The 26,286-nt window shown below is 49.5% G+C and carries 25 protein-coding genes; 9 read left to right on the top strand and 16 right to left on the bottom strand.

The window, feature by feature from the left end; translation table 11 throughout:
- Positions 1-26: 26 nt before the first annotated feature.
- From HZU75_RS12130 to gpmI, 6 genes are all read right to left on the bottom strand, one after another.
- Positions 27-1,028: a substrate-binding domain-containing protein gene (locus HZU75_RS12130; RefSeq protein WP_180306294.1), complete on the bottom strand. Its 1,002-nt coding sequence runs from the start codon at positions 1,026-1,028 to the stop codon at positions 27-29.
- Positions 1,025-1,819 carry a HesA/MoeB/ThiF family protein gene (locus HZU75_RS12135; protein WP_228028046.1) on the bottom strand — a complete coding sequence of 265 codons (795 nt, stop codon included), beginning with the start codon at positions 1,817-1,819 and terminating at the stop codon, positions 1,025-1,027. Before HZU75_RS12135 ends, HZU75_RS12130 begins: the two co-directional genes overlap by 4 nt.
- A 98-nt stretch (positions 1,820-1,917) precedes the next feature.
- Complete coding sequence (locus HZU75_RS12140; RefSeq protein WP_180306295.1) at positions 1,918-2,316, bottom strand: hypothetical protein; 399 nt, start codon at positions 2,314-2,316, stop codon at positions 1,918-1,920.
- Positions 2,317-2,542: 226 nt separating this feature from the next.
- Entirely contained in the window at positions 2,543-3,985 is a 1,443-nt protein-coding gene (locus tag HZU75_RS12145; RefSeq protein ID WP_180306296.1) for a S41 family peptidase, read from the bottom strand.
- A gap of 24 nt (positions 3,986-4,009) precedes the next feature.
- A complete protein-coding gene (locus HZU75_RS12150) occupies positions 4,010-5,437 on the bottom strand; it encodes a peptidoglycan DD-metalloendopeptidase family protein (protein WP_180306297.1) in 1,428 nt (475 codons plus the stop codon).
- Positions 5,438-5,456: 19 nt separating this feature from the next.
- Complete coding sequence (gene gpmI / locus HZU75_RS12155) at positions 5,457-6,989, bottom strand: 2,3-bisphosphoglycerate-independent phosphoglycerate mutase (RefSeq protein WP_180306298.1); 1,533 nt, start codon at positions 6,987-6,989, stop codon at positions 5,457-5,459.
- A 177-nt stretch (positions 6,990-7,166) separates the two neighbouring features.
- Here gpmI and HZU75_RS12160 point away from each other — a divergent pair, with 177 nt between their 5' ends.
- A complete protein-coding gene (locus tag HZU75_RS12160) occupies positions 7,167-7,472 on the top strand; it encodes an ArsR/SmtB family transcription factor (RefSeq protein ID WP_228028047.1) in 306 nt (101 codons plus the stop codon).
- A 39-nt stretch (positions 7,473-7,511) separates the two neighbouring features.
- Here HZU75_RS12160 and HZU75_RS12165 read toward each other — a convergent pair whose 3' ends face one another.
- Genes HZU75_RS12165 through cutA form a run of 3 tightly spaced genes read right to left on the bottom strand, consistent with a single transcriptional unit; the run spans position 7,512 to position 9,911 of the window.
- Entirely contained in the window at positions 7,512-7,985 is a 474-nt protein-coding gene (locus HZU75_RS12165) for a TlpA family protein disulfide reductase (RefSeq protein WP_180306299.1), read from the bottom strand.
- A gap of 25 nt (positions 7,986-8,010) precedes the next feature.
- On the bottom strand, positions 8,011-9,564 hold the full coding sequence (gene dsbD / locus HZU75_RS12170; RefSeq protein WP_308419414.1) for a protein-disulfide reductase DsbD: 1,554 nt from the start codon (positions 9,562-9,564) through the stop codon (positions 8,011-8,013).
- Complete coding sequence (cutA, locus tag HZU75_RS12175) at positions 9,561-9,911, bottom strand: divalent-cation tolerance protein CutA (protein WP_180306301.1); 351 nt, start codon at positions 9,909-9,911, stop codon at positions 9,561-9,563. The genes dsbD and cutA overlap by 4 nt, the downstream gene beginning before the upstream one ends.
- On the opposite strand from cutA, the gene HZU75_RS12180 reads away from it, so the two are divergent.
- A complete protein-coding gene (locus tag HZU75_RS12180) occupies positions 9,910-10,353 on the top strand; it encodes an FxsA family protein (protein ID WP_180306302.1) in 444 nt (147 codons plus the stop codon). The two genes, cutA and HZU75_RS12180, sit on opposite strands and share 2 nt — an antisense overlap.
- 1 nt (position 10,354) lies before the next feature.
- Here HZU75_RS12180 and HZU75_RS12185 read toward each other — a convergent pair whose 3' ends face one another.
- Genes HZU75_RS12185 through HZU75_RS12200 form a run of 4 tightly spaced genes read right to left on the bottom strand, consistent with a single transcriptional unit; the run spans position 10,355 to position 12,789 of the window.
- Positions 10,355-10,642: a DUF167 domain-containing protein gene (locus tag HZU75_RS12185; RefSeq protein ID WP_180306303.1), complete on the bottom strand. Its 288-nt coding sequence runs from the start codon at positions 10,640-10,642 to the stop codon at positions 10,355-10,357.
- A 3-nt stretch (positions 10,643-10,645) separates the two neighbouring features.
- Positions 10,646-11,233, bottom strand: coding sequence for a YggT family protein (locus HZU75_RS12190; RefSeq protein WP_180306304.1), 588 nt, complete (start codon positions 11,231-11,233; stop codon positions 10,646-10,648).
- Positions 11,234-11,266: 33 nt separating this feature from the next.
- A complete protein-coding gene (proC, locus tag HZU75_RS12195; protein ID WP_180306305.1) occupies positions 11,267-12,085 on the bottom strand; it encodes a pyrroline-5-carboxylate reductase in 819 nt (272 codons plus the stop codon).
- On the bottom strand, positions 12,082-12,789 hold the full coding sequence (locus HZU75_RS12200; protein WP_180306306.1) for a YggS family pyridoxal phosphate-dependent enzyme: 708 nt from the start codon (positions 12,787-12,789) through the stop codon (positions 12,082-12,084). The genes proC and HZU75_RS12200 overlap by 4 nt, the downstream gene beginning before the upstream one ends.
- Before the next feature lie 86 nt (positions 12,790-12,875).
- Between HZU75_RS12200 and HZU75_RS12205 the strand changes: the two genes are divergently transcribed.
- From HZU75_RS12205 to HZU75_RS12215, 3 genes are read left to right on the top strand one after another with little or no spacing between them, the layout of a single operon-like run.
- Positions 12,876-13,919, top strand: a complete 1,044-nt coding sequence (locus HZU75_RS12205; protein WP_180306307.1) for a type IV pilus twitching motility protein PilT — start codon at positions 12,876-12,878, stop codon at positions 13,917-13,919.
- Between the two features lie 23 nt (positions 13,920-13,942).
- A complete protein-coding gene (locus tag HZU75_RS12210; protein ID WP_180306308.1) occupies positions 13,943-15,079 on the top strand; it encodes a PilT/PilU family type 4a pilus ATPase in 1,137 nt (378 codons plus the stop codon).
- 27 nt (positions 15,080-15,106) lie between these two features.
- A complete protein-coding gene (locus tag HZU75_RS12215) occupies positions 15,107-17,293 on the top strand; it encodes a type IV pilus assembly protein FimV (protein WP_180306309.1) in 2,187 nt (728 codons plus the stop codon).
- A gap of 64 nt (positions 17,294-17,357) precedes the next feature.
- On the opposite strand, the gene aceB is transcribed toward HZU75_RS12215, so the two are convergent.
- Positions 17,358-18,944, bottom strand: a complete 1,587-nt coding sequence (aceB, locus tag HZU75_RS12220) for a malate synthase A (protein WP_180306310.1) — start codon at positions 18,942-18,944, stop codon at positions 17,358-17,360.
- A gap of 108 nt (positions 18,945-19,052) precedes the next feature.
- Complete coding sequence (aceA, locus tag HZU75_RS12225; protein ID WP_180306311.1) at positions 19,053-20,333, bottom strand: isocitrate lyase; 1,281 nt, start codon at positions 20,331-20,333, stop codon at positions 19,053-19,055.
- 221 nt (positions 20,334-20,554) lie between these two features.
- Between aceA and grpE the strand changes: the two genes are divergently transcribed.
- The 3 genes from grpE to dnaJ all read left to right on the top strand — a co-directional run bounded on the left by grpE (position 20,555) and on the right by dnaJ (position 24,375).
- On the top strand, positions 20,555-21,103 hold the full coding sequence (gene grpE / locus HZU75_RS12230; RefSeq protein WP_228028275.1) for a nucleotide exchange factor GrpE: 549 nt from the start codon (positions 20,555-20,557) through the stop codon (positions 21,101-21,103).
- Between the two features lie 159 nt (positions 21,104-21,262).
- On the top strand, positions 21,263-23,179 hold the full coding sequence (dnaK, locus tag HZU75_RS12235) for a molecular chaperone DnaK (RefSeq protein WP_180306313.1): 1,917 nt from the start codon (positions 21,263-21,265) through the stop codon (positions 23,177-23,179).
- A gap of 71 nt (positions 23,180-23,250) precedes the next feature.
- Entirely contained in the window at positions 23,251-24,375 is a 1,125-nt protein-coding gene (gene dnaJ / locus HZU75_RS12240) for a molecular chaperone DnaJ (protein ID WP_180306314.1), read from the top strand.
- A 103-nt stretch (positions 24,376-24,478) separates the two neighbouring features.
- Here dnaJ and HZU75_RS12245 read toward each other — a convergent pair whose 3' ends face one another.
- Positions 24,479-25,636, bottom strand: coding sequence for an ABC transporter substrate-binding protein (locus HZU75_RS12245; RefSeq protein WP_180306315.1), 1,158 nt, complete (start codon positions 25,634-25,636; stop codon positions 24,479-24,481).
- A 97-nt stretch (positions 25,637-25,733) separates the two neighbouring features.
- On the opposite strand from HZU75_RS12245, the gene coaD reads away from it, so the two are divergent.
- Positions 25,734-26,234, top strand: a complete 501-nt coding sequence (gene coaD / locus HZU75_RS12250; protein WP_180308822.1) for a pantetheine-phosphate adenylyltransferase — start codon at positions 25,734-25,736, stop codon at positions 26,232-26,234.
- Positions 26,235-26,286 lie beyond the last annotated feature (52 nt).

Below are 26,286 nucleotides of genomic sequence, written 5' to 3' on the forward strand. Positions count from 1 at the left end.
GGGTATATCTGTTGGGTGAGATGAACTTAAATACTGCTGCCCAAAAATAACTCAAACCCAAGGTCTTGGCTTGGGGTGGTAAATGTTTCACCGTTTATGCGGGCGATCAAACGTAATGCAGCGCATCGGCCAATTTCGTGGCGCGGGGTAATCACGCTGGCCAACTGGGGTTGCAGGGCGAGTCCAATATCGAGATGGTTAAAACCTGCAATACTGATCTTGGCTGGTACGGCTAAACCTTGGGCTTGGGCCGCGAGCAGCGCACCTGCGGCAATATCGTCATTGGTGCAAAACACGCCATCCAATTGTGGCACTTGCGCTTGTGCTTGCTTTAATAGCTCGCCCCCTAGGCTGAAAGTGGAAGGGGCATTGGTGTGGATTACATGGCTGCTTAAGCCTGCAGCACTCATCGCTTGCCGATAGCCGATTTCACGCATGCGGGTTCGATGATCAAGCCGGGCTGCGAGATACACAATCTGCCGTTTGCCACGCGCCAACATCGCGTTCACCATTGCGGCGGCGGCTGCAGTGTGGTCCAAGCCTACCGCCTGATCAATCGGCGTAGCGGGTAAATCCATGATTTCAACCACCGGAATCGCCGCAACAGCCAGCATTTTTAGTGCCCGCTCGGTGTGTAACGATTCGGCCAAAATTAGCCCATCGATATGAAATGACAACAATTGTTCAATCTGCTCGGCTTCGCGTTCGGCGTCGTAGCCGTAATGCCCGTACATCACGTGATAACCTGATGGTAGGGTAACCTCTTCAATACCTTGCGCGACGGCTGCAAATACTTGATTGGACATCGATGGAAGTAATACGCCGATGGCGCGGCTACGATCGTTAGCCAGCATTTCGGGAACACGGCTAGGAATGTAGCCTAGTTGTGTCATTACTTCGGCAATACGTGCTGCCGTGGCAGGCGCAACTAGCTCCGGAGCGCGCAAATAACGGCTGATGGTCATTTTGGATGTGCCGACTAAATTGGCCACATCCTGCATTGAAGGGCGCCGATGTTTGTCGTTCATGCCTGCGCCTGTTTGCTACACACCGGGCAAGCGGGGTCTTTTTTGTACCGCATTTCGCGCCAACGTGCACTGCGCGCATCATAAAGCTGTAAGCGACCCAATAAAATGTCGCCACATCCGGTAATCACTTTCAATGTCTCCGCAGCCTGCGCGGCACCAATAATGCCCACGAGTGGTGCAAAAACGCCGAAGGTTGCGCAGGGGCTATCGTTCGCTTCGCCTTCATCGCCAAATAAACAGTGATAGCACGGCGCTCCATGCTGTCGAGGATCGAAGGTGGTGATTTGGCCATCAAATCGCACCGCTGCACCGGAAACCAAAGGCTTTTGGGCCAGTACACTCGCACGATTGACTGCATGGCGAGTTTCAAAATTGTCGCAACAATCGACAACGACATCGGCCGCTTGCATGAGATCGAGCAGGCGAGCATCGTTGGCGCGCTCGCCAATGGCATTAATCGTGATATCAGGATTGAGTGCGCTCAAGGTTGCTTTGGCCGATTCAGCCTTATTACTGCCTACGCGTGCTTGGGTATGGACGATCTGACGTTGTAAATTAGTCAGATCAACTTCATCGTCATCAATGATGGTTAAGGTGCCGATGCCCGCGCTGGCCAGATACAGCGACAGGGGAGAGCCGAGGCCTCCTGCGCCAACAATGAGTACATGCGCGGCACTGATTTTTTCTTGCCCTTCGATGCCCAGTTCATCCAGCAAAATATGGCGGCTATAACGCAATAATTTTGCGTCATCCAGTTCGATATGGGCACTGCGGGTTGGGCAAGCTGTCATGATGCGAGGGCCACTACAAAAGTAGAAGCCCTGATTATAACAATCAGGGCTGTGCTTGGCTTAAGCCATATCAAGGCTATAGGGTATCTGGTGATTGCTTAAAGATAGCGCCGTAACTCTTCAGGTGTATCGTCGTGATCGCCATGCGGGTGGTTTTCCCAGACACGGACATAAACGTCGCGGCTTTTGATATTGTGCTCTGGGATAGTGCGGTTGTCGTAGTGGACTTCTTCGCAATAATGCACCAGCGCACGTTTAATTTTCTGCATGATGCTGTTATCCAGATGAAAGCCCGCTTCTTGCAGCCGTGTTTCTAGTTCTAACAGCGTGTGCTGATCAATATGATATTGCACCGCAATGCGGTTTTGGCTGGCAAAAACTTGGCTTTCCACGCCGGGGATCCGATTGAGTAGTCGCGCCGCTTGGCTCGCCTGCTCGAGTGGTAGCGCACTAAATACAATATCGCGATGCTTGATATCGTCATGATGTGGTTTCATGGCAGCCCCTTCGATAAGTCTTATCGTAGTTTTAGATTAAACCTTTTTCGGGTTTTATGCAGCTGCTTTCGGATATTTGTAGCTAGAAAAAAATCGCTCGGATGGTTAGCTGATGTGGTGATGGGGTATTTCCTTGCAGGTGTTATTCAATCTGAGCTTCAAAGAAATACCCCTCAGTGGATGTTTCCAACTGAGGGGTATTTATTAGCTCAATCAGCTTAGGCGTTTATTTTGTAGCCGGTTTGTTGAGTAGTAGTTGCTGAACTTTCAATACATTCAACGCTTGCTGCAATTGATAGTCGGATTTGGATGCCAATTCGCGAGGATTTTCTTCGCTTTCGGCGGTACTTGCTGCTTTCACACTCGGTTTGCTGGTGACTTTAGGTGCTTCGCTAGGGCTTGGAGTTGCTTTGCCCGCATCTTTGTCAGTCGGATTATCAAGGTGACGTCCCAGATCGGCTTCCCGCAAGCGTAGGCCAGTATCTTCTTTACCGTTGAGTGTTGCTTCTTCAGCGATGATATCTGGCGTAATGCCTTTAGCCTGAATCGAACGACCATTCGGTGTGAAATAGCGGGCTGTAGTTAATTTCAAAGCACTTTTCGCATCAATTGGCAGAATGGTTTGTACCGAGCCCTTACCAAAAGTTTGGGTGCCGACAACCAGTGCACGTTTATGGTCTTGCAATGCCCCAGCGACAATCTCAGATGCCGATGCAGAGCCACCATTGACCAGCACCACTAACGGTACTGATTTCACGTCTTTAGGGGTGGCTTTGAAGTAATCTTTGCCTGAGTCCCGCTGGTAATACTGTGGGCTAGCAGTTAATTTGATTTTCGCGTCAGCAGTGCGGCCTTCGGTGTAGACCACGAGTGCATCTTTAGGCAAAAATGCGGCAGAAACACCTACTGCACCATCGAGCAAGCCACCTGGGTCATTGCGTAAATCGAGCACCAAACCCTTCAGGGGCGCTTTGTTTTCTTTGTACAAGGCATCGATAGCCTGAGCCAGACTTTCGGTGGTTTTTTCTTGGAACTGTGTGATACGAATGTAGCCATAACCAGGCTCTGCGAGCTTAGATTTCACACTTTGTGTTTTGATGATGGCTCGTTTTAGTGTCAGTACTAAGGGCTTTGATTCACCTTTGCGCAAAATGGTTAAGGTGACCGACGTGCCTGCTTTGCCGCGCATTTTAGACACGGCCTCATTCAGGGAAATGCCTTGTACCTGAAGGTCGTCAATTTTAACGATGTAGTCGCCAGTTTTGATGCCGGCGCGATAAGCAGGGGTGTCTTCGATCGGGGATACAATTCGAACCAGACCATCTTCCATATTGACTTCAAGCCCCAAGCCGCCGAACTCACCCTGTGTGTTGGCTTTTAGATCTTTGAAATCGTTTTCATCCAGATAGCTCGAATGAGGATCAAGGCCTGAAACCATGCCTTTGATTGCTTCATTGATGAGTTTTTTATCTTCAACAGGCTCGACGTAACTTTGCTTGATTAAACCAAAAACGGTTGAAAAAGCGCGCAATTCATCAATGGGGAGCGGGTTGCTGCTGGCTTCTTTGTCCGCTGTGGCATTAAATGACAGACTCAGTACGGCGCCGAGACCGGCGCCTGCAGCCAAGAGACTAATTTTTTGCCAGCGGCTGTAAGGCTTGTTGGACATCCAGAGTTTTCCTGTTTGTGCTTGTTATTTGGCCCACTGCAAGGGGTCGAGTGGGCGACTATTCTGTCTGATTTCAAAGTATACGCCAGATTCTGCCATGCCACCGCTATTGCCGACAGTGGCAATCACATCGCCTGGCTTGACGTTATCACCAACACGTTTGAGAACGCTTTCATTGGCGCCATACAGGCTCATATAGCCGCCTCCATGATCAATGATCATCAGGTTACCAAATCCGCGTAACCAATCGGCAAATACAACACGGCCACTGGCAATGGCATGCACTGATTGGCCATTGTTGGCCTGAATCATTACACCCTTCCAAGTGCCACCTTCACCGCGTGGTGCACCAAATTTGCCGCTAATAGTGCCTTTAACAGGTAAGCTTAGTTTGCCTTTCAGTGATGCAAAATTGGCACCTGCCAATGCGGGATCTGGTAGCTTGTTATTGACACTAGGGGCTTCCTCTTTTGGCTCAGGCTCGGCCGTTGGAGCTGGCCGGCCAGCCGCTTTGGCCTGCTGCTCCAGCTTGGCTTGGCGGGCGGCTCGTTCTGCTTTGGCTTTCGCTTGTTGCTCGGCACGTTTTTTGGCTGCTTGTCGTTGCAGTTCGAGTTGGCGTGCTTGTTCTGCTTCCTGTTTTTTGATCAGCGCATTAAGTCGCTCAGTGAGTTGGGTTAAACGCTTCTCATCTGCCGCTAGCTTCTGAATTTGATTACGCTGAGACGCAATTTCTTTGGAAAGCTGGGTAACTACCGCTTTTTTCTCTTGCTGTTCGCTTACTAATTGTTCCCGCTGCCGTTGTTTATTGCGGGCAATTTCTTGTAATTCAGCATTTTTTTGCTGGATTTCTTCTGACAGTTGATTGAGCTCACTGAGCTGTGTTTCAAGCTGCGTGGCCAGTAGTTGTTGCGAACGCGCGAGATGTTTGTAGTAGGTTAAGTCTCGCGAGACTTGGTTGGGGTCTTTCTGATTAAGGAGCAGGCGCCACGCTTCGAGTTGCCCTAATTTATAGCGATTTTTGAGTAATGCGGCTAAGCGGTTTTGGCTGGCGCGAATATTGACGCGGGTACGCGCAATATCGGCTTCCAGTTTGGCCAATTCGTTGGCTGTCAAGGCTCGCTCATGCGCGAGTTCGCTAAGCACCCGATTAGCTTCGGAAATGGATTGCTCTGAGTCTTTTAGTGCGTCTGCCGCTTCACTGCGTGATGATTCGTTGGCGGAAAGGTCTTTCTGTAATTGCTGGATTTGGCCACGCAGATCTTTGAGCTCTGCTTGTTTGGCTTCTTTTTCTTTCACGTTGACACTGACCGCTTTACTCGCAGCCGGGGCTGCGAGTGCGGGATGGGCAGCGCTGAAGCTGGTGATAATCAGCGAAACAAGTAGACGTACATGCACAGCATTAACTCGAAATACGGTTAGATGGCATAACTCTACTTGATTCGCTGCATTCACTAAACCCAATTCATACTATTTACAGAAAATTGATCAGCGATTGTCCGGTCATTTCTGCTGGCTGGTTTAAACCCATCATCGCCAGTAACGATGGCGCGATATCTTTGAGTGCCCCACCAGGTGAGAGGCGGGCTGGGCGGCCGATATAGCAGAATGGCACCAAGTCAGTAGTGTGTTGAGTGTGTGGTTGGCCAGAGTTTTTATCGAACATCATTTCACAATTGCCGTGGTCGGCTGTGATCAAGACTTCACCGCCGATAGCCAATTGTGCGGCAACCACTTTGCCGACGCATTCGTCGAGTGCTTCAACTGCTTTGACTGCGGCATCAAAAATACCGCTATGGCCCACCATATCGCCATTGGCGTAGTTACAAATGATCGCGGCGTATTGCTTGCTATTGATAGCCTCAATCATTTTTTCGGTCACTTCAGCCGCAGACATTTCTGGCTTTAGATCATAGGTCGCTACTTTTGGCGATGGCACCAAGATACGATCTTCACCAGCGAATTCTTTTTCTTCACCGCCCGACAAGAAATAGGTTACGTGCGGGTATTTTTCAGTTTCGGCAATCCGCAGTTGTTTTAGACCCAAGCCAGCGATGTATTCACCAAAGCCGTTTTTCACTTTTGCTTTGGTGTAGGCCACTGGATGGCTGTAGGCTGAACCGTAGTCGGTTGCGGTGCAGAAGTAGCCAAATTTCGGCTGACGTTGTGGGTGCTCAAAGCCATTAAAATCAGCCGCTGTTAGCGCGGTAGTCAATTGGCGTGCGCGGTCGGCGCGGAAATTCATAAAGATGACTGCATCGCCATCTTCCATGCGGGTTGGTGTACCGATCACAGTGGCTGAGACAAACTCATCGTTCTCGTCACGCGCGTAAGCGTCTTTCAAGCCATCAAGTGCCGTTGCAGCGGCATACAGGCCAACACCGTCAACGATCAGTTTGTACGCTGGCTCAACGCGCTCCCAGCGAGTGTCACGATCCATGGCCCAGTAACGACCCACAATGCCGACGATTTTCGCATGATTTGCATCACACACAGTTTGCAGGCGTTGCAGGTAGAGCTCAGCGCTGCGCGGTGGCGTATCACGACCATCGAGGAAGGCATGGACACGGATGTCGCTGACACCTGCTTTTGCTGCAGCTTCGATTAAACCAAATACGTGGTTTTCATGGCAATGCACGCCACCATCGGACATTAAGCCCATGATGTGCAGCGCTTTGCCATTTGCTTTTACGCCGTCGATCGCTTGCTTGAAAATGGGGTTTTCACCAATCGTTTTATCGGCCACATCACAGTCAATCCGGCTAATATCCTGTTGCACAATACGGCCTGCGCCAATGTTCAGGTGGCCCACTTCTGAGTTGCCAAACTGACCCGCTGGCAGCCCAACGAATTGTTCAGAAGCATTAATGGTAGTAAATGGATATTGGCTAAATAAGCGGTCAAAATGATGTTTGCGAGCATGCAAAATGGCATTGTCATCGCCACCGGTGCGGTAGCCAAAGCCGTCAAGAATTAAAAGTAGTACGGGAGTGATTTGTTGTGGCATGACAAAGTCCTATGGTGATTCGCGGTGAGCTGCCTAAAAATATTTGCAGTCTGCGGTTGCGAATAGATTTCAAACACGGTTAGTATTCTAACTCAAGCTGATGTTAGATCGTCGCAATTTGGCATAATGCTGATTCGGCTCAAGCCTACAGCCAAAAAATAAATAAAAGAAATCAATATGATTGAATCAATTGAAGAGATGGATGATGAGCACATCGACCAAGCGTCACGGGCGATGAAAGCAATGTCTCACCCTTTACGCCTGAAAATCTTATGTGTTTTGGCTGATCAAGAGGTGAGCGTACAAGATATTGTGGAACGAGTTGGTACCACACAGTCGAATATTTCACAGCATTTAGCTTTGATGCGCGAGAAGGGTGTGTTGCGGACTCGCAAGGATGCAAATCGGGTTTACTACCGCGTGGGTGATATTCGCACACTGGTGGTGGTGGCGATGATGCGCGATGTGTTCTGTGGCTTTTAGCTTTCAACTTCGTGCATTGTGGCATTTAAAAAATACGCCCTAAGGGGCGTATTTTTTTATCTGCGCGTCGAGCTCGGCCTTGCTGATTTTTCCTATGTGTTTCCCCACCAGTTTGCCTTTGGCATCAAAGAATACGGTGAAGGGTAATCCCCCCAAATTATTGCCCTGGCTGCGCATTAAATCCATTGCGCTATTACTGCCAATTAGGATCGGGTAATTGACGCCAATTTGTTTGACAAATTGGCTGGTGGGGCTAGGTTCGTCAATTGCAATGCCAATAAATTGCACTTTGCTAGCATATTGTTTTTGTAGCGCAACCATTTCCGGCATTTCAATCCGACATGGACCACACCAGGTTGCCCAATAATTGACGATCAGCATTTTGCCTTGCCATTGCTTAGTTGCTTGCGCCTTACCCGTCAGATCCGGAAAACTCTGAGCCCAGAATGGATCTGCAGCCCACGTGCTAGCGGCTGTTGAGCACAAGGCAAGGATAAGTAGCCATTTTTTCATAAGGTAAGGTCCTATGTGGGCCAAATTAGCAAACTTGATTGGCGCAGATCAGGGCTTTATGAGCTGCTAGCGTTGCTAAAAATGGTTTTGCCGCTTGAAAGCCGATGACTCGCTGTTGGATTTCCTGACCACTTGGCGTGTAAAAAATCAGTGCAGGTGGCCCATAGAGCTGGTATCTGGCCAATAGCGCAGCAGAAGCTGCATTATTGTCAGTTACATCGACTCGAATTAACTGGTATTGGCTCAGTGCCGCTTGCACTGGCTGCTGGCTTAGTGTTTCACGTTCAAACTCAATACAGCTTACGCACCAGTCGGCGTAAAAATCGATCATTACTGGGCGGCCTTTGGCTTGTATTAAGGCCGCATCCAGTTCACTGGTACTGCGAACCGTTTTAAATTGCAAGGCATGCTCTGCTTGCATACCCAGGTAGGGTTCCCATAGTGGACGCGAAACCCAGATTGCCATAGCGAGCAATACCACTCCAAAAACAATTTTCACTGCTTTCATGATCCGACCGGATAGGCGTGGTAGCACGGTCGAGCCAAAAGCGCCAATCGCCAATAGCGGCAATCCCAAGCCCAGCGCCATGCTATAGAGTGCCGCTCCACCCAATATTAAATCGCCGGTCTGGCCAATATAGGCCAAGGCAGCCGCCAACGGCGGAGCAATGCAGGGGCCGATAATCAAGGCGGACAATAAGCCCATAACTAAGACCGAAGTCCATTTTCCACCCGGCAATTTCATGCTTGCTTCATTTAACTTGCTTTGCAATGAATTAGGTAGTTGCACATTAAACAAACCAAACATGGATAAAGCCATGGCCACGAAGAACAGCGCAAACAACGCAATTACCCAAGGTTGCTGCAGCGCGACGACTAAAAGCGTACCGGTTGCGGCGGCTGCGACCCCAATGATTGTGTAGGAAATGGCCATTCCTTGTACATACACCAAGGTTAGGCTGAACGCATGCCAGCGTTTGGCAGCTTGCTGTCCGATCACGATGCCCGAGACAATTGGGATCAATGGATACATGCAGGCCGTGAGGGCAAGACCAATGCCGGCAATAAAAAAGATACCGAGGGTACCAAAAAAACTACCCCCGAAAAACTGCTGGTCGGGGGTGGTTGGGTTGCTTGAACTGCCAAAAAGTTGTTTAAGCGCCGGGCTTTTGCTTTCCCCTATCTTCAGGGTTTGCGTTTGCGGGGGGTAACAAATGCCCGCTTCGGCACAGCCCTGAAACTTCAAGGTAATCGCCTGTTGTTTGGCAATCGGTTGTGAGCTGCTTAAACGAACAATTAACTGGTTATGAAATACGGCGACCTTACCGAAGCTTGGATCGTTTTTTATTTCTCCGCTGGGCATCTGGGTGTTGAGCGTTAGCCCGGTTGCTGTCGCTGATATACGATCTCGGTACAGGTAATAGCCAGGCGCAATCGTAAAGCGTGCCTCGATTGTATTATCATCAATTTGCACCAGCGTAGGCTTGAAGGCTTGGTCTGGTGGTAAAAAATCCTGATTTGCCCATGCCAGCATTGAAAAAAAGCACATGAGCAAGCAAGTAATACAACGCGACATCATTCGGTCTGGCCTTGTTCAAAATTGCGTGTTTCCTGCGCAATCCATTGCAGGTAACTGGGCGCGCCAAGCAAAATCGGCAGCGCAATTATTTCGGGTACATCATAAGGATGATTTGCCAACAGCCATGCCTCAAGTGCAGGGTAGGCAGCTTGGCTGGTTTTGATCTGCAAAGGAACTTCCGTTGCCGTTTCGATTCCATCATTCCAGTGGTAAGTAGACTTTACCGCGCCCATTTGGTTCACACAAGCAGCTAGCCGAGCGGTAATAATCCCTTGTGCCAGCTTAGCGGCACTGGTTTCATCGGGGCAATTGCACCATACTACGAGCGCTTGTTGAGGAGTATTCATGCCGTATTTAGTTTTTGCCAGTTTATTGGCATATCCGTTTCTCGAGATCATGTCACTGGTTTGGTTATCAGGCACGATCGGTACATTTGCCACTTTGCTATATGTGCTCTGCAGCTTTGGCCTTGGCCTGTTGATGCTGCGGCATCAACGGCTGGGTATTGGCTTAACATTAATGAATGATATTCGCACGGGACGTTTGGGCTTGCATAGTTTGTTTAGCGTTGCCCGTTATTATATTGCAGCTGTGCTATTGATCATTCCGGGCTTGATCGGTGATGTGATTGCGGTGATTTTACTCCTGCCATGGGGAAAGTCAGCACCAACAGTCGGTTCGACGGGCGGTATGCCGCCGCAAGATGGCGTTATTGATGGCGAGTATCGCCGTGTTGACCCAGCCGCAGAGCACGGCACTGATCATACCCAGCAGCGTATAGGCCAGTAACTTAGCAAATTAGCAGTGTGGCAGGCAATACGGTACTGCCAGTTACGGTGATGACTTTGCGGCGATTGGTTTCGCCGCTTTTTATTTTCACCTGCCGTTGTGGTACGCCAAAAAAATCGGCTAGCCAGACAATAAGATTTTGATTGGCCTTGCCATCCACCGGTGGGGCTGCGAGGCGAATTTTGAGCGCATCACCATACAGCCCCGCGCATTCGGTTTTTTTGGCACCGGGTTGAATATGCAAGCGCAGTGTTATCTCATCCCCTGCGATGCTAAACCATGCGCTCATGCGCTAGCCAATCACTTTGACGCTTTGCAAAATGATGGGTTCTAACTGAGCAATGACCACCCCGAGTATCAATTGAATCAGCAAAATCAATAACAATGGTGAAATATCTACCCCGCCAATTGGGGGGATAATCTTTTGAATCGGCCGCAAAAATGGTGCAGTCAGCCCGGTTAGTGTGGGCATCAATGGATTGTAGGGCGCGATCCAGCTCATTACTGCTTGCCCAATAACAGCGGCAAACAATAAATATAAAGACATTTTGATTAATTCCAGCGTTGCCGTGAGTGCTAAAGCGACCATCGACGCACCAGAAGAAAAATCAAACGGCCAAGGGGTAATGGCCAGTAGCAGTGAGTGCATGCCCAGCGCGGTGATCCATGCCAATAGCAAGCTAGTACTATCGTAGCTTTTGAATGGCGGGATCAGTTTGCGTACCGGTAAAACCAGCCAATTGGTGAGTGCTAATACAAACTGCCCGAGTGGATGTCGAAAAGATACCTTGGCGGCTTGTAAATAAAACCGCGCCAGTAGCAACAAAATCAGAAATTCAAGCAAATTGCGGATTAGGAAATCCAGAACGCTGGTTAACATGCGCCACCTCTCAAAGGTTTGCTACTCAATTGATTACGGCTCAATGTCACGGCCCAGTTCTTCACCCAGCTCACGCGAACGAGCCGCTGCTGCCGATGCGGCCGCAATAATTGTCGAGCGTACCTGACTGGTCTCCAGTGCCTTGATCGCACGTTCGGTGGTGCCGCCTTTTGAGGTGACTTTTTGCTGCAGCGTGCCAGCATCATCCTCGCTACTGAGGGCGAGCTTTACGGCGCCGGCGAAGGTCTGGTAAGCCAGTTGATGAGCCACATCGGGAGCAAAACCCTGGGCTCGTGCGGCCGCTTGCAGTGCTTCCATAAAATAGAAAATATAAGCGGGGCCACTGCCAGAAATGGCTGTAATGCCATCGATCTGCGCTTCGTCTTCAACCCATACTTGTTCGCCGATCGATGCGAGGATGCGTTGTGTTAGCGCACGATCTTCAGCGGTCACCGATTCATTAGCGAATACGCCGGAAATGCCCGCTTGCACTAAGGCGGGGGTATTGGGCATCACACGAATGATTCTCTGATGTCCAGCCAGAAACTTAGATAGGGTATCGATGCGAATACCCGCGGCAATCGAGATGACGAGTGCATTGCCCAGTTGCGGTAGCACCTCGGCGGTGACGGCTTTGAATTGTTGGGGCTTAACGGCAAATAAAATGGCTGTACTGGCGGGAAGCGCTTCGCTAGGTGCGGATGTACCGATACCGTATTGTTGGGTAAGCGCTTGGCGTTTGGCTGCATCAGGCTCGACCACGTGAATTTCATTGCCGCTAAAACCTTGTGCCAGCATGCCACCAATCATGGCTGTGGCCATATTGCCGCCACCGATAAAGGTAATGATCATTGCTTTTCCTGCTGTGAATAGTGGCGGGCGCCAAAAATAGCACTGCCCACACGAACCAAAGTTGAGCCATTTGCGATGGCTAATTCTAAATCTGCGGACATGCCCATTGATAAGGTGTCCATGGTAAAACCTGCTTGAATCAGCTTAGCCTGACATTGTTTCAGTAATTGAAACTGTTTGGCGAGCTTTACTTCATCATCCGTTGCCTCAGGGATGCACATTAGGCCGCGCAGCTTTAGCCGAGGTAGCTGTGTGACTGCGGCGGCTAGCTCGAATAATTGCGCTGGTGATACCCCAGACTTACTCTCTTCACCAGAGACATTTACCTGAAGGCAGACATTGAGTAAGGGCAAATGTTCCGGGCGTTGTTGATTGAGGCGCTCGGCAATTTTGCTGCGGTCAATTGCATGTACCCAGTCAGCACATTCGGCAACTTGTTTGGTTTTATTACTCTGCAAGGGGCCAATGAAGTGCCAGTGCAGCTCGGTGCAGTCTGCCAGCTCAGCATATTTCTGACTTAATTCTTGGGCATAATTCTCGCCAAAGTGACGTTGCCCCAACATGTATAATTCTCTTACTGCTGATGCAGGGAACGTTTTACTCACTGCCAGTAAGCTGATTTCTGCCGGATTTCTTGCACAGGCTGTGCATGCAGCGTCTATCCTGCCTTGTACGCCTTGCCATGCTTCAAATAACGTTGCCATAATGAACAGATCTTTGTCAGGATGCTCACGAACCCGCCAATGACGGCGCCGCAGACCTGATTCGTGAATGAGAGGAAGAATTATAAATGGAAATCTCGGAACTCTTAGCGTTTTCGGTCAAGAATAAGGCATCCGATTTGCATCTGTCGGCAGGATTGCCACCGATGATTCGCGTTCATGGTGATGTACGTCGCATTAACTTGCCTGCAATGGATCATAAAGATGTCCATGACATGGTGTATGACATCATGAATGATGGTCAGCGCAAAGTGTACGAGGACACCCTAGAGTGCGATTTCTCTTTCGAAATCCCTAATCTGGCGCGGTTCCGGGTGAATGCTTTTGTGCAAAACCGAGGGGCTGGTGCGGTTTTTCGGACGATTCCATCAAAAGTTCTGACCTTGGAAGAACTAGGCTGTCCGCGTGTGTTTCAGGATATCGCCATGAACCCACGTGGTTTGGTTCTGGTTACCGGGCCAACAGGTTCAGGTAAATCGACTACTTTGGCGGCGATGATTAACTTCATCAACGACAATGAATATGGTCATATTCTGACCGTGGAAGACCCGATCGAATTTGTACACCAGTCTAAAAAATGCTTGGTGAATCAGCGTGAAGTCGGGCCACATACCTTATCTTTCTCCAATGCGCTGCGCAGTGCATTGCGGGAAGACCCAGACGTTATTCTGGTGGGTGAGATGCGCGATCTGGAAACGATTCGCTTAGCATTGACCGCTGCTGAAACGGGGCACTTGGTATTCGGTACACTGCACACAAGTTCCGCAGCCAAAACCATTGACCGGGTAGTGGACGTATTCCCTGCCGCAGAAAAAGAAATGGTGCGTGCAATGTTGTCGGAGTCTTTACGCGCGGTAATTTCACAGACGCTACTGAAAACCAAAGATGGCACCGGTCGGGTGGCTGCGCATGAAATCATGATTGGCATCCCTGCAATTCGAAACCTGATTCGGGAAAATAAAATTGCCCAAATGTACTCGGCGATTCAGACAGGGTCAGCGCATGGGATGCAAACGCTGGACCAATGTCTGCAAAATCTAGTGCAACGCAATATTGTGTCTGTAGCCGAGGCGCGCAATAAAGCCGCAATTCCGGATAACTTCAAAGGTTAAGCCGCTAGCAGGAAGGTTGAAGAATGGAAAAAGAACAAGCCGCGAAGTTTATGCATGATTTACTGCGCCATATGCGTGGAAAGAATGCTTCGGATTTATTTATTACGGTGGATTTTCCACCAGCAATGAAAATTGATGGGCGTGTGACGCCTGTGTCCAACCAATTATTGACGGCACAACATACCAAAGAGTTGGCGCGGGCGATTATGAATGATCGTCAATCGGAAGACTTTGAAGCTAATAAAGAATGTAACTTTGCCATTAGTCCGGGCAATATGGGGCGCTTCCGGGTGAATGCATTTATGCAACAGGGCCGCGTGGGTATGGTGTTGCGAACCATCAACTCGGAAATCCCGAAGCTGGCCGAGTTAAATTTGCCCCCTGTACTGGAAGACATTGCTATGACCAAGCGTGGCTTGGTGATTTTCGTAGGCGGTACCGGTTCGGGTAAATCGACCTCGCTGGCAGCCATGATTGGCCATCGTAACGAAAATGCATACGACCATATCATTACGATTGAAGACCCAATTGAATATGTGCACGAACATAAAAATTCGATTATCACGCAACGTGAAGTCGGGGTGGATACTGATTCATGGATGGCAGCGCTGAAGAATACTTTGCGCCAAGCGCCCGATGTGATTTTGATTGGTGAGATTCGCGACCGTGAAACGATGGATTATGCGATTGCCTTTGCTGAAACGGGCCATTTATGTATGGCTACCTTGCATGCAAACTCATCCAATCAGGCGCTGGACCGGATTATCAACTTCTTCCCGGAAGAGCGTCGGCAGCAGTTGTTGATGGACTTATCCTTAAACTTGAAAGCTTTTGTCTCACAGCGCTTGGTGCCTCATGCCTCGGGTAAGGGGCGAGTGGCAGCCGTTGAGGTGATGCTCAATTCGCCGCTGATTTCTGAGCTGATTTTCAAAGGCGAAGTTCATGAAATCAAAGAAATCATGAAAAAATCGCGTGAATTAGGGATGCAAACTTTTGACCAATCCTTGTTTGATTTGTTCGAGCAAGATCGAATTACCTATGAAGATGCTTTACGCAATGCTGACTCGGTAAATGATTTGCGTCTGCAAATTAAGCTCAATAGTGCGGATGCAAAAAAACGGGATGTACTGGCTGGGCTCGATCATTTGGATATTGTCTAGGTGCAAGGTCGAAGCAGCATTTTGTTTATGAAAATAACTCCTTCGTTTAATTTCAAACTCAGCTCGCTCTTGCTCGCCCTCGCTGGTGCTGGCTGCTTTGGTGTTGCCAGCGCCGCGATGCTGGGGGAAATTCAGGTGCGATCCGCGTTGGGGGAGCGTTTTAGTGCCTCCATTACCGTGGCTGCGGCTGAAGACGAGGATTTGTCTGCCAATTGTTTTCGCCTAGTGTCCCCGCAGGATGAGAATGCGAATGGAGTGTTGCGTCGTGCCCGACTAACTTATCAGTATGAAGTCGGTGGTGGTCGCTTGCTTGTTAAGGGTGATGAAGCCGCTAATGAGCCCGTAGTTACACTTGGAATTCGTGTGAAGTGCCCGGGTGAAGAGGAGCGGGTATTTCAGCGTGATTATCGAATCTTGCTCGATCCACCAGAATATAGGCCCAATATTGTCTTGCCCGCTACAAATGGAGCCGTTGCAAGCAAAGGTGGCTCGACTCGCCGCAAATTACCTGCCTTAGGTACGGTTTGGTTAAGCGAAGAGGGAGATTCAGTAGCCCGCATCGCTGCCAGCTATTATCCGGGGGATAAAACTCGGCAGCAGGCCATGGTCGAGGCCATTTATGATATCAACCCAGATTTGCCGCAGAATACCAATGCTAAATTAGGTGGTGATTGGCGTATTTTGTTACCCATGCCAGCTAGCAAAACAGAGAAAGTCGCTCCTGCGCCAATAGCACGGGTTGATCGTTTACCGGTAGCCCCCAAAAACCTAGAGGCACTGCCGCGTTTAACTCTAGGTGCCGAACTTCCCGACTTGCCAGTAACGAAACCAGAGTCGTCCTCGCAGCCTGAATCTAGCGGGGCAGGTGAATTTCGTTTACGTCTGTCTGAAGCTACCTTAGATACCTCAAAAAATAATACGCTGACACCTGATCAGGCACTGCAATTGCGTGAGCGTTTGCTCTCGCTCGAATCTGATGATCAGGCTGCCCAAATGTTGCAGCTTAAATACCAGATTAACGAGCTGGAGAAAAAGCTGGCTCGTACGCAATCAGGCCCCGCTGCAGCTAATGATGATGGTAGTACACAGTTAGAAAGCCAACGAAGCTGGCTAGACTTTTGGCCTTTGCTGGGTTTTTTGCTGATTCCGATTGGCTTTTTGGCTTGGCGGCGTTGGCAGAGTGAGCCTTCGCAAGATGAGCTGTACACCGTTATTTCACCATCTACGGCCTATCTGAGTGCGGGTACCCGCACCGGAGTTGAGCCTCACATTCGTGGTCAAGGGGTGACTCTCGGTGGCTTAGACAGCAATGAAATTGGTACCCCGATTCATCGTGAACACAGTAATGAGGATTGGCATAACTCTGACATGGATGTGGTTTCGCCGGGCAATGTAACGGAAGAGGCACAACTATTACTAGATCACGGTTTGGTTCCGCAAGCTATTAATCTACTCAATCATGAAATCGCGCAAATGCCAGCAGCGCTTGCCTTGTGGATGAAACTGTTTGAAATCTTTCAGCGCAATAATATGCCTGAGGCATTTCAAGAAAAAGCAGTGGCTTTCCGTTTGCAATTTGCCAGTGATGGCCTGTGGCAAAATGTGCAGGAACTAGGTCGAACTATTGATCCAGCCAACCCATTGTATCAATCGATCGAGAGTCAGGCAGAATCGGGCGCCGCGCTTGATGTGGGCTTTACGAATAATCAGGATGACTTAGCTTTTGCTTCTGCTTTGCACGCTGGTGCTGGTTTGGATATGCCGGGTCAAATGCTCGATGACACTGATGCATTGCTGGCGGAGGAATTGGCAGGTAAACCAGATATTGAACTAGAGCCAGTCGAATCTGAACCTGAGCTGATTTATTACAGTCAGAGTGATGTGGCCTCGCAGGATGAGCATGCTGTGGAAGAGGCCATTGAGCTGCGTTCGCTTAATGGTGATGATGAAATTCAGATTGATGCAGTGCAAAGTGTGGATGATCTGGAGATTAAACCAGCTCCTAACTTATTTTCCACTTTGCAGCGTGATCCAAAACTCAGCTTTAAATCTGACGATCCCGCTTTACAGGAAGTGGCGCAATTGATTGATGCGGGGCAGCGCAAAGAAGCCTTCAAGTTATTAGAAGAAATGCTCTACAAAGGGACGATGTCTCAACGGTTAACGGCATCAAAATGGTTGGACAAAATGTTAGGCACATTTGGTCATAATTAAGCGTTACATCGAACAAAAAACCGCAGAGCTTTGCCCTGCGGTTTTTTAATGAAGTTATTTAATCTCATGCCAGTCGATGATAGCCCGGTAAGGTTAAGAACTCGACAAAGTCATCACTGGTGGTGATTTGCTCAAACATGCGGGCGGCTTCTTTCAGCGTTGCGCTATAACGCCCTTGCTGCTCGATCTTTGCCACTTCTTCTGCCAGTAATTGCTCAAAAAGTTCGCGGGTTACTTTGCGACCATCGTCGAGCACGCCTTTGTGCGAGCGTATCCATTGCCAGATTTGCGAGCGGCTAATTTCGGCGGTGGCGGCGTCTTCCATCAGGTTATGGATGGGAACGCACCCCATGCCAGCCAGCCATGAGGCCAGATATTGCACCCCGACTGAAATATTGCCGCGCACACCCACTTCGGTGATGGGCGCTTCCGGCTGGAAATCTAATAAATCACTAGCCATAACTTGCACATCCAGCCTTTGCTTATGAATTTGATTGGGGTATAGCCCTAAAACAGAATCCCAAGCTGCCTTGGCAATAGGTACTAGACCAGGGTGTGCCACCCAGCCGCCATCATAGCCATCGCCGGCATCACGTTCTTTGTCGGCACGGACTTGCGCCATGGCTCGCTCGTTCGCTTCGGGGTCAGTTTTGACGGGGATATAGGCCGACATACCGCCCATTGCCGGAGCTCCGCGCTGGTGGCATGTTTTGAGTAGCAATAATGAATAGGCGCGCATAAATGGCACTGTCATGGTGATTTTGCCGCGATCAGCCAAACAGAAATCATCGTTGCTGCGGAATTTTTTGATGCAGCTAAAGATATAATCCCAGCGCCCAGCGTTCAATCCGGCAGAATGCTCGCGCAATTCGTACAGGATTTCATCCATCTCAAAGGCTGCCAGAATCGTCTCAATCAGCACTGTGCCTTTGATGCAGCCATGCGGTGCTTTCAGCTCGGCCTCGGCCCACGTGAACACATCATTCCACAAGCGCGCTTCCAGATGTGATTCCATTTTAGGCAGATAAAAGTAGCAGGAGCTTCCGAGGCTAAGCCGATATTGTAGGTTGTGAAACACCACTAAGCCGAAATCAAACAACGAACCAGACATGATTTCGCCGTCGACTTCGACGTGTTTTTCCATCAAGTGCCAGCCACGCGGGCGAGTAAGTAGCGTGGCAATTTCTTTATTGAGTGCGTATTCTTTACCTTCCGGGCTGGTGTAGCTAATCGTGCGGCGATAGGCATCGTAGACGTTAATTTGCCCCTCGATCTGGTTTTCCCAGGTCGGGGTATTGGAATCTTCAAAATCGGCCATAAATGATTTGGCGCCTGAATTAAGCGCATTGATCATCATTTTGCGCTCAACTGGGCCAGTGATTTCGACGCGGCGATCTTGCAAATCTTCTGGTAGCGTGCTGATTTTCCATTCGCCGTGACGAATGTGTGCCGTCGTCGGCAGAAAGTCGGGTTTGACGCCTTGATCGAGCAACACTTGTCGAGCTAGGCGGGCAGCCATTAATTCACGGCGGCGCGGCTCGAATAATCGGTGTAGCTCTGCCAGAAAGGCGAGTGCATCAGGGGAGAGTATCTTCCCGAACTCGGCGCTGATATGGCCTTTGACGCGGATACCTGCCAATGTCGTTGACATATCGTGTGCTCCCTTCATGTACCTGCAGCCTAGCAGGGCTAGGCTGTGTATTTTTCGCTAACAAAACAGGGAAGGGTATCGCAGCATAAGCGCTGCCCCCTCGCTTGATCAGTGGAACTGCTCGGCTTCGGTAGAGCCTTTGAGCGCGGTGGTCGATGACTGGCCTTGTTGGATCACTTGTGTAATCTGATCAAAGTAGCCGGTTCCGACTTCGCGCTGATGTTTCACTGCAGTAAAGCCACGATCTGCCGCCGCAAATTCGGCCTGTTGCAGCTCGACAAAGGCGGTCATGCCTTCGCGTGCGTAGCCATGTGCCAGATTGAACATACCGTAGTTCAGGGCGTGGAAACCAGCTAAGGTAATGAACTGGAATTTGTAGCCGAGTGCGCCGAGCTCTTTCTGGAATTTGGCGATGGTTGCATCATCCAAATTTTTCTTCCAGTTGAATGATGGCGAACAATTGTAGGCCAGCATTTTACCGGGGAATTTTGCGTGAATCGCTTCGGCAAATTTGCGTGCATATTCCAGATCGGGCTTACCGGTTTCACACCACACCAGATCAGCATAGGGGGCATAGGCCAGGCCGCGAGAGATAGCTTGCTCTAGACCGGGATACGTCTTGTAGAAACCTTCCACAGTACGCTCGCCAGTGCAAAATGCTTTGTCATTGTCATCGACATCACTGGTCAGTAAATCGGCGGCTTCCGCATCGGTGCGGGCGACGATAATAGTCGGCACGCCCATCACATCAGCCGCCAAACGGGCTGCAACCAGTTTTTCCACGGCTTCGCGCGTTGGCACTAATACTTTGCCGCCCATGTGGCCGCATTTCTTGACCGAAGCGAGCTGGTCTTCAAAGTGCACGCCAGCGGCACCTGCTTCAATCATGGCTTTCATTAACTCGAACGCATTCAGAACGCCACCGAAGCCCGCTTCGGCATCGGCCACGATTGGTGCAAACCAGTCAATGCTATCGTCGCCTTCGGCGTGATGAATCTGGTCAGCGCGTGCCAGCGTATTATTAATGCGGCGCACAACTTGCGGCACGGAGTTGGCCGGGTACAGCGATTGATCGGGGTACATTTCACCCGCCAAATTGGCATCTGCCGCCACTTGCCAGCCAGAGAGGTAAATGGCTTTTAAGCCAGCTTTCACTTGCTGCATTGCCTGATTACCAGTGAGTGCGCCCAAAGCATGCACATAAGATTGCTCATGCATGAGTTTCCACAGCTTATTCGCGCCATGTTTCGCTATCGTATATTCCTGCAATAAATTACCACGTAGACGTTCAACGTCGGCTGCTGAATACGGGCGTTTAACTCCTGCCCAGCGGGGGTTGGTTTTCCAATCAAGCTCAAGTGCGGCGATGCGTTCAGTTGCGGTACTCATGGCATACTCCCTGTGATCTCTCAAAGCGGGCGAATCAAGAATAACTAGCTGTTTTTATTGAAGCAGGAAAATTTTGCATTGCAACAATTATTGCGATGCACAATAAATTGTAGTCGAAAAAAATTTACTACACATTGGGATAATTACTTAGCGCTGCTGCTTTTTCAGCAGAAAAGCCCTTGAAATGGTGTGGCTTATCCCCATCTATCGCTCATTCGCAGTTGGAGGACATCATGAATCAAGAAGTAAACCCAGAAACTCAAGAAGAATTGGCAAACCAAGCGGTTGAGCAAGAGGGCGCTGAAGTTGCTGCCCCGACTACCGATGAGCTACTGACGCAGGCCTTGGCGGATCTGGAAAAAGCTCGCCAAGATATTCTGTATGTACGGGCTGAAGCAGAAAATGCTCGTCGCCGTGCGCTAGAAGAAAATGAAAAAGCCCGCAAATTTGCAGTTGAAAAATTCGCACGTGAAATCATTTCAGTGAAAGACGCGATGGACATGGCGCTGCTGGATCAATCGGGCAATTTTGAAGGCTTGAAAATGGGCGTCGATTTGACCGCCAAACAGTTGGTTACCGTGTTCGAAAAGTTCGAATTGCGTGAAATTAACCCCATGGGCGAAAAGCTCGATCCTAATAAGCATCAAGCGATTTCTACGGTGCCAAGCGAGGAAGACGCCAATACCGTGGTGCAAGTGATGCAAAAAGGGTATGAGCTTTCTGGTCGTACTATTCGTCCGGCCATGGTAGTTGTTGCGGCGGCCAAATAAGCTGCACGTTTTCAATAGCTTGCAATGACTTTTGTGTGATTGAGCTCTTGAAAATATAAATGGTATCCCCACTTAGTAGTTATGGTTATTTGTAAACACTGCCGCCTTTAAAACTTGAACAATTCAAGGTGGCAGGCACTAGAGATGAAGGAAAATAAAATGGGCAAAATTATCGGTATTGACTTGGGTACAACCAATAGCTGTGTAGCTGTTATCGAGAACGGTCAACCTAAAGTAATTGAAAATGCAGAAGGCGCGCGTACTACGCCGTCGATTATCGCTTACCAAGAAGATGGTGAGATTTTGGTTGGCGCGCCTGCGAAACGTCAGGCTGTAACTAACCCGAAAAATACTTTGTACGCTGTTAAGCGTTTGATCGGTCGCCGCTTCGAAGACAAAGAAGTGAAGAAAGATATCGATTCAATGCCATTTAGCATCGTACAAGCCGACAACGGCGACGCTTGGGTTTCTGTGCGCGACAAAAAAATGGCGCCACCGCAAATCTCTGCTGAGATCCTGCGCAAAATGAAAAAAACCGCCGAAGACTACCTCGGTGAAGAAGTGACTGAAGCGGTGATTACCGTTCCTGCTTACTTTAACGACAGCCAACGCCAAGCGACTAAAGACGCGGGCCGTATCGCGGGTCTGGACGTAAAACGTATCATCAACGAGCCAACTGCAGCGGCAATGGCGTTCGGTATGGACAAAGTCGCTAAGGGCGACCGTAAAATCGCCGTTTACGACTTGGGTGGCGGTACGTTCGATATTTCGATTATCGACATCGCTGACGTTGATGGCTCAACAGCATTCGAAGTATTGGCTACTAACGGCGATACATTCCTCGGCGGTGAAGATTTCGACCAACGTCTGATGGATTACATTATTGCCGAGTTTAAGAAAGAGCAAGGCATTGATCTGAAAAACGACGTAATGGCATTGCAACGTCTGAAAGAAGCGGCTGAGAAAGCGAAGATCGAATTGTCATCGAGCGCGCAAACTGAAATCAACTTGCCATACGTGACCATGGATGCAACCGGTCCAAAACACTTGGTAATGAAGATTACTCGCGCGAAATTCGAGTCTTTGGTGGATGACTTGATCGCTCGCTCAATCGAGCCATGCAAGATTGCATTGAAAGACGCAGGCTTGAAAGCTTCTGACATCGACGACGTGATCTTGGTCGGCGGTCAGACTCGTATGCCTAAAGTAATGGATGCGGTAAAAGACTTCTTTGGTAAAGATCCACGTCGTGACGTGAACCCTGACGAAGCGGTGGCTGTTGGTGCTGCATTGCAAGGCTCGGTATTGGGCGGCGATCGTAAAGATATCTTGCTGCTGGACGTAACGCCATTGTCTTTGGGTATCGAAACTTTGGGCGGCATCATGACTAAGCTGATCCAGAAAAACACCACGATCCCAACCAAAGCGTCACAAACGTTCTCGACTGCTGATGATAACCAAAGCGCGGTAACGATTCACGTGTTGCAAGGTGAGCGTGAGAAAGCGTCGGCGAATAAATCGCTGGGTCAATTTAACTTGGGCGACATTCCACCAGCACCACGTGGCGTGCCACAAATTGAAGTGACTTTCGACATCGACGCGAACGGTATCTTGCACGTTGGCGCGAAAGACAAAGCATCAGGTAAAGAAGCGAAAATCACGATCCAAGCTTCTTCAGGTTTGTCTGAAGCTGAAATCGAAGCAATGGTGAAAGACGCTGAATTGAACGCCGAAGAAGACAAAAAACTGCACGAATTGGTGACTGCTCGCAACTCCGGTGAAGCGATGATCCACCAAGTGAAGAAAATGTTGACTGACGCGGGCGACAAAGTAACGGCGGATGAGAAAGTTGAAATCGAAGCCGCAATTGCTGAGCTGGAAGGCGTGGTAAAAGGCGACGACAAAGAAGCGATCGAAGCCAAAACTGAAGCGCTGATGAAAGCAAGCCACAAAGTTGCTGAGAAAATGTACGCGGAGCAAGCGGCACCAGAAGCTGGCGCACAAGCTGCAGGTAGCGACGCTAAGGATGACGGCAACGTAGTTGATGCTGAATTTACCGAAGTTAAAGATAAGTAATTTGGCATAACCATTAGGCACAGCGCTTGCATTGCGGGCGGCTGTGCCTTTTTGTCTCATGGAAAAGCATCATGGCAAAAAAAGATTTTTACGATATTCTGGGCGTTAATCGCGACGCCTCAGATGAAGAAATCAAAAAGGCATATCGCAAGCTGGCGATGAAATACCATCCGGATCGCAATCCGGATGCGAAAGATGCCGAAGAAAAATTTAAAGAAGCCAAAGAAGCCTACGAAATTTTGTCGGATGGTCAGAAGCGCTCAGCTTACGATCAATACGGCCATGCTGGTGTTGACCCGCAAGCTGGTATGGGCGGCGGTGGCTTTGGTGGCGGTGGTTTTGGCGATTTTGCCGATATCTTTGGCGATATCTTTGGTGGTGGCGGTGGCCGTGGTGGTCGAAGCAATGTGTACCGTGGCGCTGACTTGCGTTACAACATGGAAATCACGCTGGAAGAAGCGGCGCGTGGTGTTGAGAAGCAAATCAAGATTCCATCGCATGACGAGTGTGATAGCTGTAACGGTACTGGCGCTAAGCCAGGTACGGAGGCGAAAACCTGCCATACATGTAATGGTCACGGCCAAGTGCGTGTGGCGCAAGGTTTTTTCAGCATTCAGCAAACGTGTCCGACCTGCCATGGTACAGGCAAGTACATACCTGACCCATGCCGTAAATGCTCGGGCACTGGCCGCGTAGCCACTCACAAAACGCTTGCAGTGAAAATACCTGCAGGTGTGGACGAGGGCGATCGGATTCGTCTATCGGGCGAAGGTGAGGCTGGCGTGAATGGCGGCCCTCCAGGCGATCTGTACGTCGTTACGCACATCAAGAAACACGCGGTGTTTGAGCGTGAAGGCAATGATCTGCATTGCGAAATGCCGATTAGCTTTACTGTGGCGGCTTTGGGTGGCGAGATTGAGATTCCGACTTTGTCTGGCAAAGCGCGGATTACGATTCCACCTGAGACACAAACCGGTCAAGTGTTCCGTTTGCGCAGCAAAGGTATCAAAGGCGTGCGCAGCGCAATTACCGGTGATTTGATGTGTCATGTGGTGGTCGAAACACCAGTGAAGCTCACAGGCCGTCAGAAAGAGCTTTTGAAAGAGTTTGAAGAAATCAGTCAGGGCGATTCGGATAAACACAATCCACGTGCTAAATCGTTCATGGATAAAGTAAAGGATTTCTTTGCTACTTGATGGGGTATATTTACAGGGTTCATATATAGCAAGGGCTCTGTATGTATACCAATAAAAAGGCCATTCAATGAATGGCCTTTTTTGCATTCCAAGCTATTTGTGTTTAGCGGGTTAGCGCACCGGTAGGGGAAATCATGGTTAGCTCACCAAAATTTGAACCAGCACGTTTGGTGGCGTTGTAGTCCACCACAAAACCGCCGAGGTCAAATCGATTCAGTGTGGTTAGCGCGTTATAAACGGCGGCCCGACTTGGTGCTTTGCCAGCGCGTTTTATCCCCTCAACAACAATACGCGCGGCAATATAGCCCTCTAGCATGGCGTAGCTTGGGTATTTCGCGATGGCCGCCAGCGATTCTTTTTTACCCGAAGAACCAGACCCCAATTCCGCATACACGTCGTCTTGGAATTCTTGCACAACACGCGCGCGAGTGTTGTACGGGTAAGGCATAACCTGACTGATACCTAAGCCATGGGCGGTTTTCTTACCGATTTGTTTGCCAACTTCTTCAAATTGCACTGCAGAGAGTGCATAAATTTGTGAAGTGCCACCATGGTTTTTATATTCCTGCACGAATGTCGCCGCTGGTTTGGTGACCGCAACCAGAATTACAGCTTCAGGGTTGATTTTAGCCAGCTCTGCTGCCGCTTTGCTGCTATCGCCAGTTTTGCCGTCGTACCAGGCTTCACCCGCAATTTTTAGCTGTTTTTTTGCCAATGAGGCTTTAAGGGCGGTTACGCCAGCATCGCCAAAACCACCTTGTTGCGCCAATACGCCAAACTTTGTCACGCCCAAGTTTTCATTAAGCAATTTCACCAGACGATCGATTTCTTGGGTGTAGCTGGCGCGGGTATGGAAAATATAAGGGCTGCCAGGGTTACGCAGTGAGTCGGCCCCTGTGTGCACACCCACCAGTGGTACGCTATTGGTATCGAGCACTTTAGATTTGATGAGCGCCGCAATATTATCGGTGCCGTAAAACGAAATCAGCGCCGTTGCATTTTCTTTTTCAATAAAATCTTGGGCATTTTTTACCGTGGTTTGTGGATTGCCTGCATCGTCACGGACTACGTGATTGATCAATTCACCATTCACCCCGCCGCGGCCATTTACCTGATTGAAATAAATCGACGCGCCCAAGGCCATTGCTTTACCTGTTTCGGCAGCTAGACCAGTGGTGGGTACCGATTGGCCAATCGTGATATCCGCGTAAGCCTGTGAGACTAGCGCGAGGCTAGCAGCGATGATGAGTTTTTTTAACACGATGCACTCTCCCCTTTGCATGTGAATTGATGCGCCTCATCTTAAATTAATGTTGGCTGGTGGTATAGTGTTCGCTGAATTTGGCGGAGAATTTGCGATGCGGCGTGGCGTTTACGCAGGTAGTTTTGATCCTGTAACCAAAGGTCATCTATGGATGATCGAGCATGGCGTGAAGTTATTTGACGAGATGATCGTCGCAATCGGTGAAAATCCGGATAAAAAATACACCTTTTCGCTTGATGAGCGCGTGGCCATGCTGCGTGAAACGACCAGCCAAATGCCCAATTTGCGCGTGGAAGTGTTTGAAAACCGCTTTTTAGTCGATTATGCCCGTGAGCAAGGGGCTCAGTTTATTCTGCGCGGGATTCGGGAAGCCGCAGATTACGAATTCGAACGCAAAATGCGCTACGTCAATGCGGATTTAGCGCCCCATATCGATACTATTTTCTTAATGCCGCCGCGAGAAATTGCCGAAATTAGCTCAACCATGGTCAAAGGCTTGGTTGGGCCACAGGGATGGGAAGGGGTGGTGAAACAGTATGTGCCAGACCCGGTGTTTATGCGCTTATTGCATGGCCATAAAACTGTCGCAAAATAACCGCACCATCGTTGCACGGCACTATTAAAGTGCAAGCCAATGAATGTTGAAC

Origin of the sequence: Chitinibacter fontanus, from assembly GCF_013423785.1 — a bacterium.
Lineage (GTDB): Bacteria > Pseudomonadota > Gammaproteobacteria > Burkholderiales > Chitinibacteraceae > Chitinibacter > Chitinibacter fontanus.

Bases quoted from the DNA above. Each gene is read 5' to 3' on its own strand.
- proC (WP_180306305.1), bottom strand. From the start codon at position 12,085: ATGATCATTACCTTTATCGGTGGCGGCAATATGGCCACAGCCATGATT.
- dnaJ (WP_180306314.1), top strand. From the start codon at position 23,251: ATGGCAAAAAAAGATTTTTACGATATTCTGGGCGTTAATCGCGACGCC.
- dsbD (WP_308419414.1), bottom strand. From the start codon at position 9,564: ATGATGTCGCGTTGTATTACTTGCTTGCTCATGTGCTTTTTTTCAATG.
- aceA (WP_180306311.1), bottom strand. From the start codon at position 20,333: ATGAGTACCGCAACTGAACGCATCGCCGCACTTGAGCTTGATTGGAAA.
- HZU75_RS12140 (WP_180306295.1), bottom strand. From the start codon at position 2,316: ATGAAACCACATCATGACGATATCAAGCATCGCGATATTGTATTTAGT.
- HZU75_RS12190 (WP_180306304.1), bottom strand. From the start codon at position 11,233: ATGTTAACCAGCGTTCTGGATTTCCTAATCCGCAATTTGCTTGAATTT.
- HZU75_RS12130 (WP_180306294.1), bottom strand. From the start codon at position 1,028: ATGAACGACAAACATCGGCGCCCTTCAATGCAGGATGTGGCCAATTTA.
- HZU75_RS12200 (WP_180306306.1), bottom strand. From the start codon at position 12,789: ATGGCAACGTTATTTGAAGCATGGCAAGGCGTACAAGGCAGGATAGAC.
- HZU75_RS12135 (WP_228028046.1), bottom strand. From the start codon at position 1,819: ATGACAGCTTGCCCAACCCGCAGTGCCCATATCGAACTGGATGACGCA.
- HZU75_RS12180 (WP_180306302.1), top strand. From the start codon at position 9,910: ATGCCGTATTTAGTTTTTGCCAGTTTATTGGCATATCCGTTTCTCGAG.
- aceB (WP_180306310.1), bottom strand. From the start codon at position 18,944: ATGTCAACGACATTGGCAGGTATCCGCGTCAAAGGCCATATCAGCGCC.
- HZU75_RS12165 (WP_180306299.1), bottom strand. From the start codon at position 7,985: ATGAAAAAATGGCTACTTATCCTTGCCTTGTGCTCAACAGCCGCTAGC.
- HZU75_RS12185 (WP_180306303.1), bottom strand. From the start codon at position 10,642: ATGAGCGCATGGTTTAGCATCGCAGGGGATGAGATAACACTGCGCTTG.
- HZU75_RS12210 (WP_180306308.1), top strand. From the start codon at position 13,943: ATGGAAAAAGAACAAGCCGCGAAGTTTATGCATGATTTACTGCGCCAT.
- coaD (WP_180308822.1), top strand. From the start codon at position 25,734: ATGCGGCGTGGCGTTTACGCAGGTAGTTTTGATCCTGTAACCAAAGGT.
- HZU75_RS12160 (WP_228028047.1), top strand. From the start codon at position 7,167: ATGATTGAATCAATTGAAGAGATGGATGATGAGCACATCGACCAAGCG.
- gpmI (WP_180306298.1), bottom strand. From the start codon at position 6,989: ATGCCACAACAAATCACTCCCGTACTACTTTTAATTCTTGACGGCTTT.
- cutA (WP_180306301.1), bottom strand. From the start codon at position 9,911: ATGAATACTCCTCAACAAGCGCTCGTAGTATGGTGCAATTGCCCCGAT.
- HZU75_RS12205 (WP_180306307.1), top strand. From the start codon at position 12,876: ATGGAAATCTCGGAACTCTTAGCGTTTTCGGTCAAGAATAAGGCATCC.
- HZU75_RS12145 (WP_180306296.1), bottom strand. From the start codon at position 3,985: ATGTCCAACAAGCCTTACAGCCGCTGGCAAAAAATTAGTCTCTTGGCT.
- dnaK (WP_180306313.1), top strand. From the start codon at position 21,263: ATGGGCAAAATTATCGGTATTGACTTGGGTACAACCAATAGCTGTGTA.
- HZU75_RS12215 (WP_180306309.1), top strand. From the start codon at position 15,107: ATGAAAATAACTCCTTCGTTTAATTTCAAACTCAGCTCGCTCTTGCTC.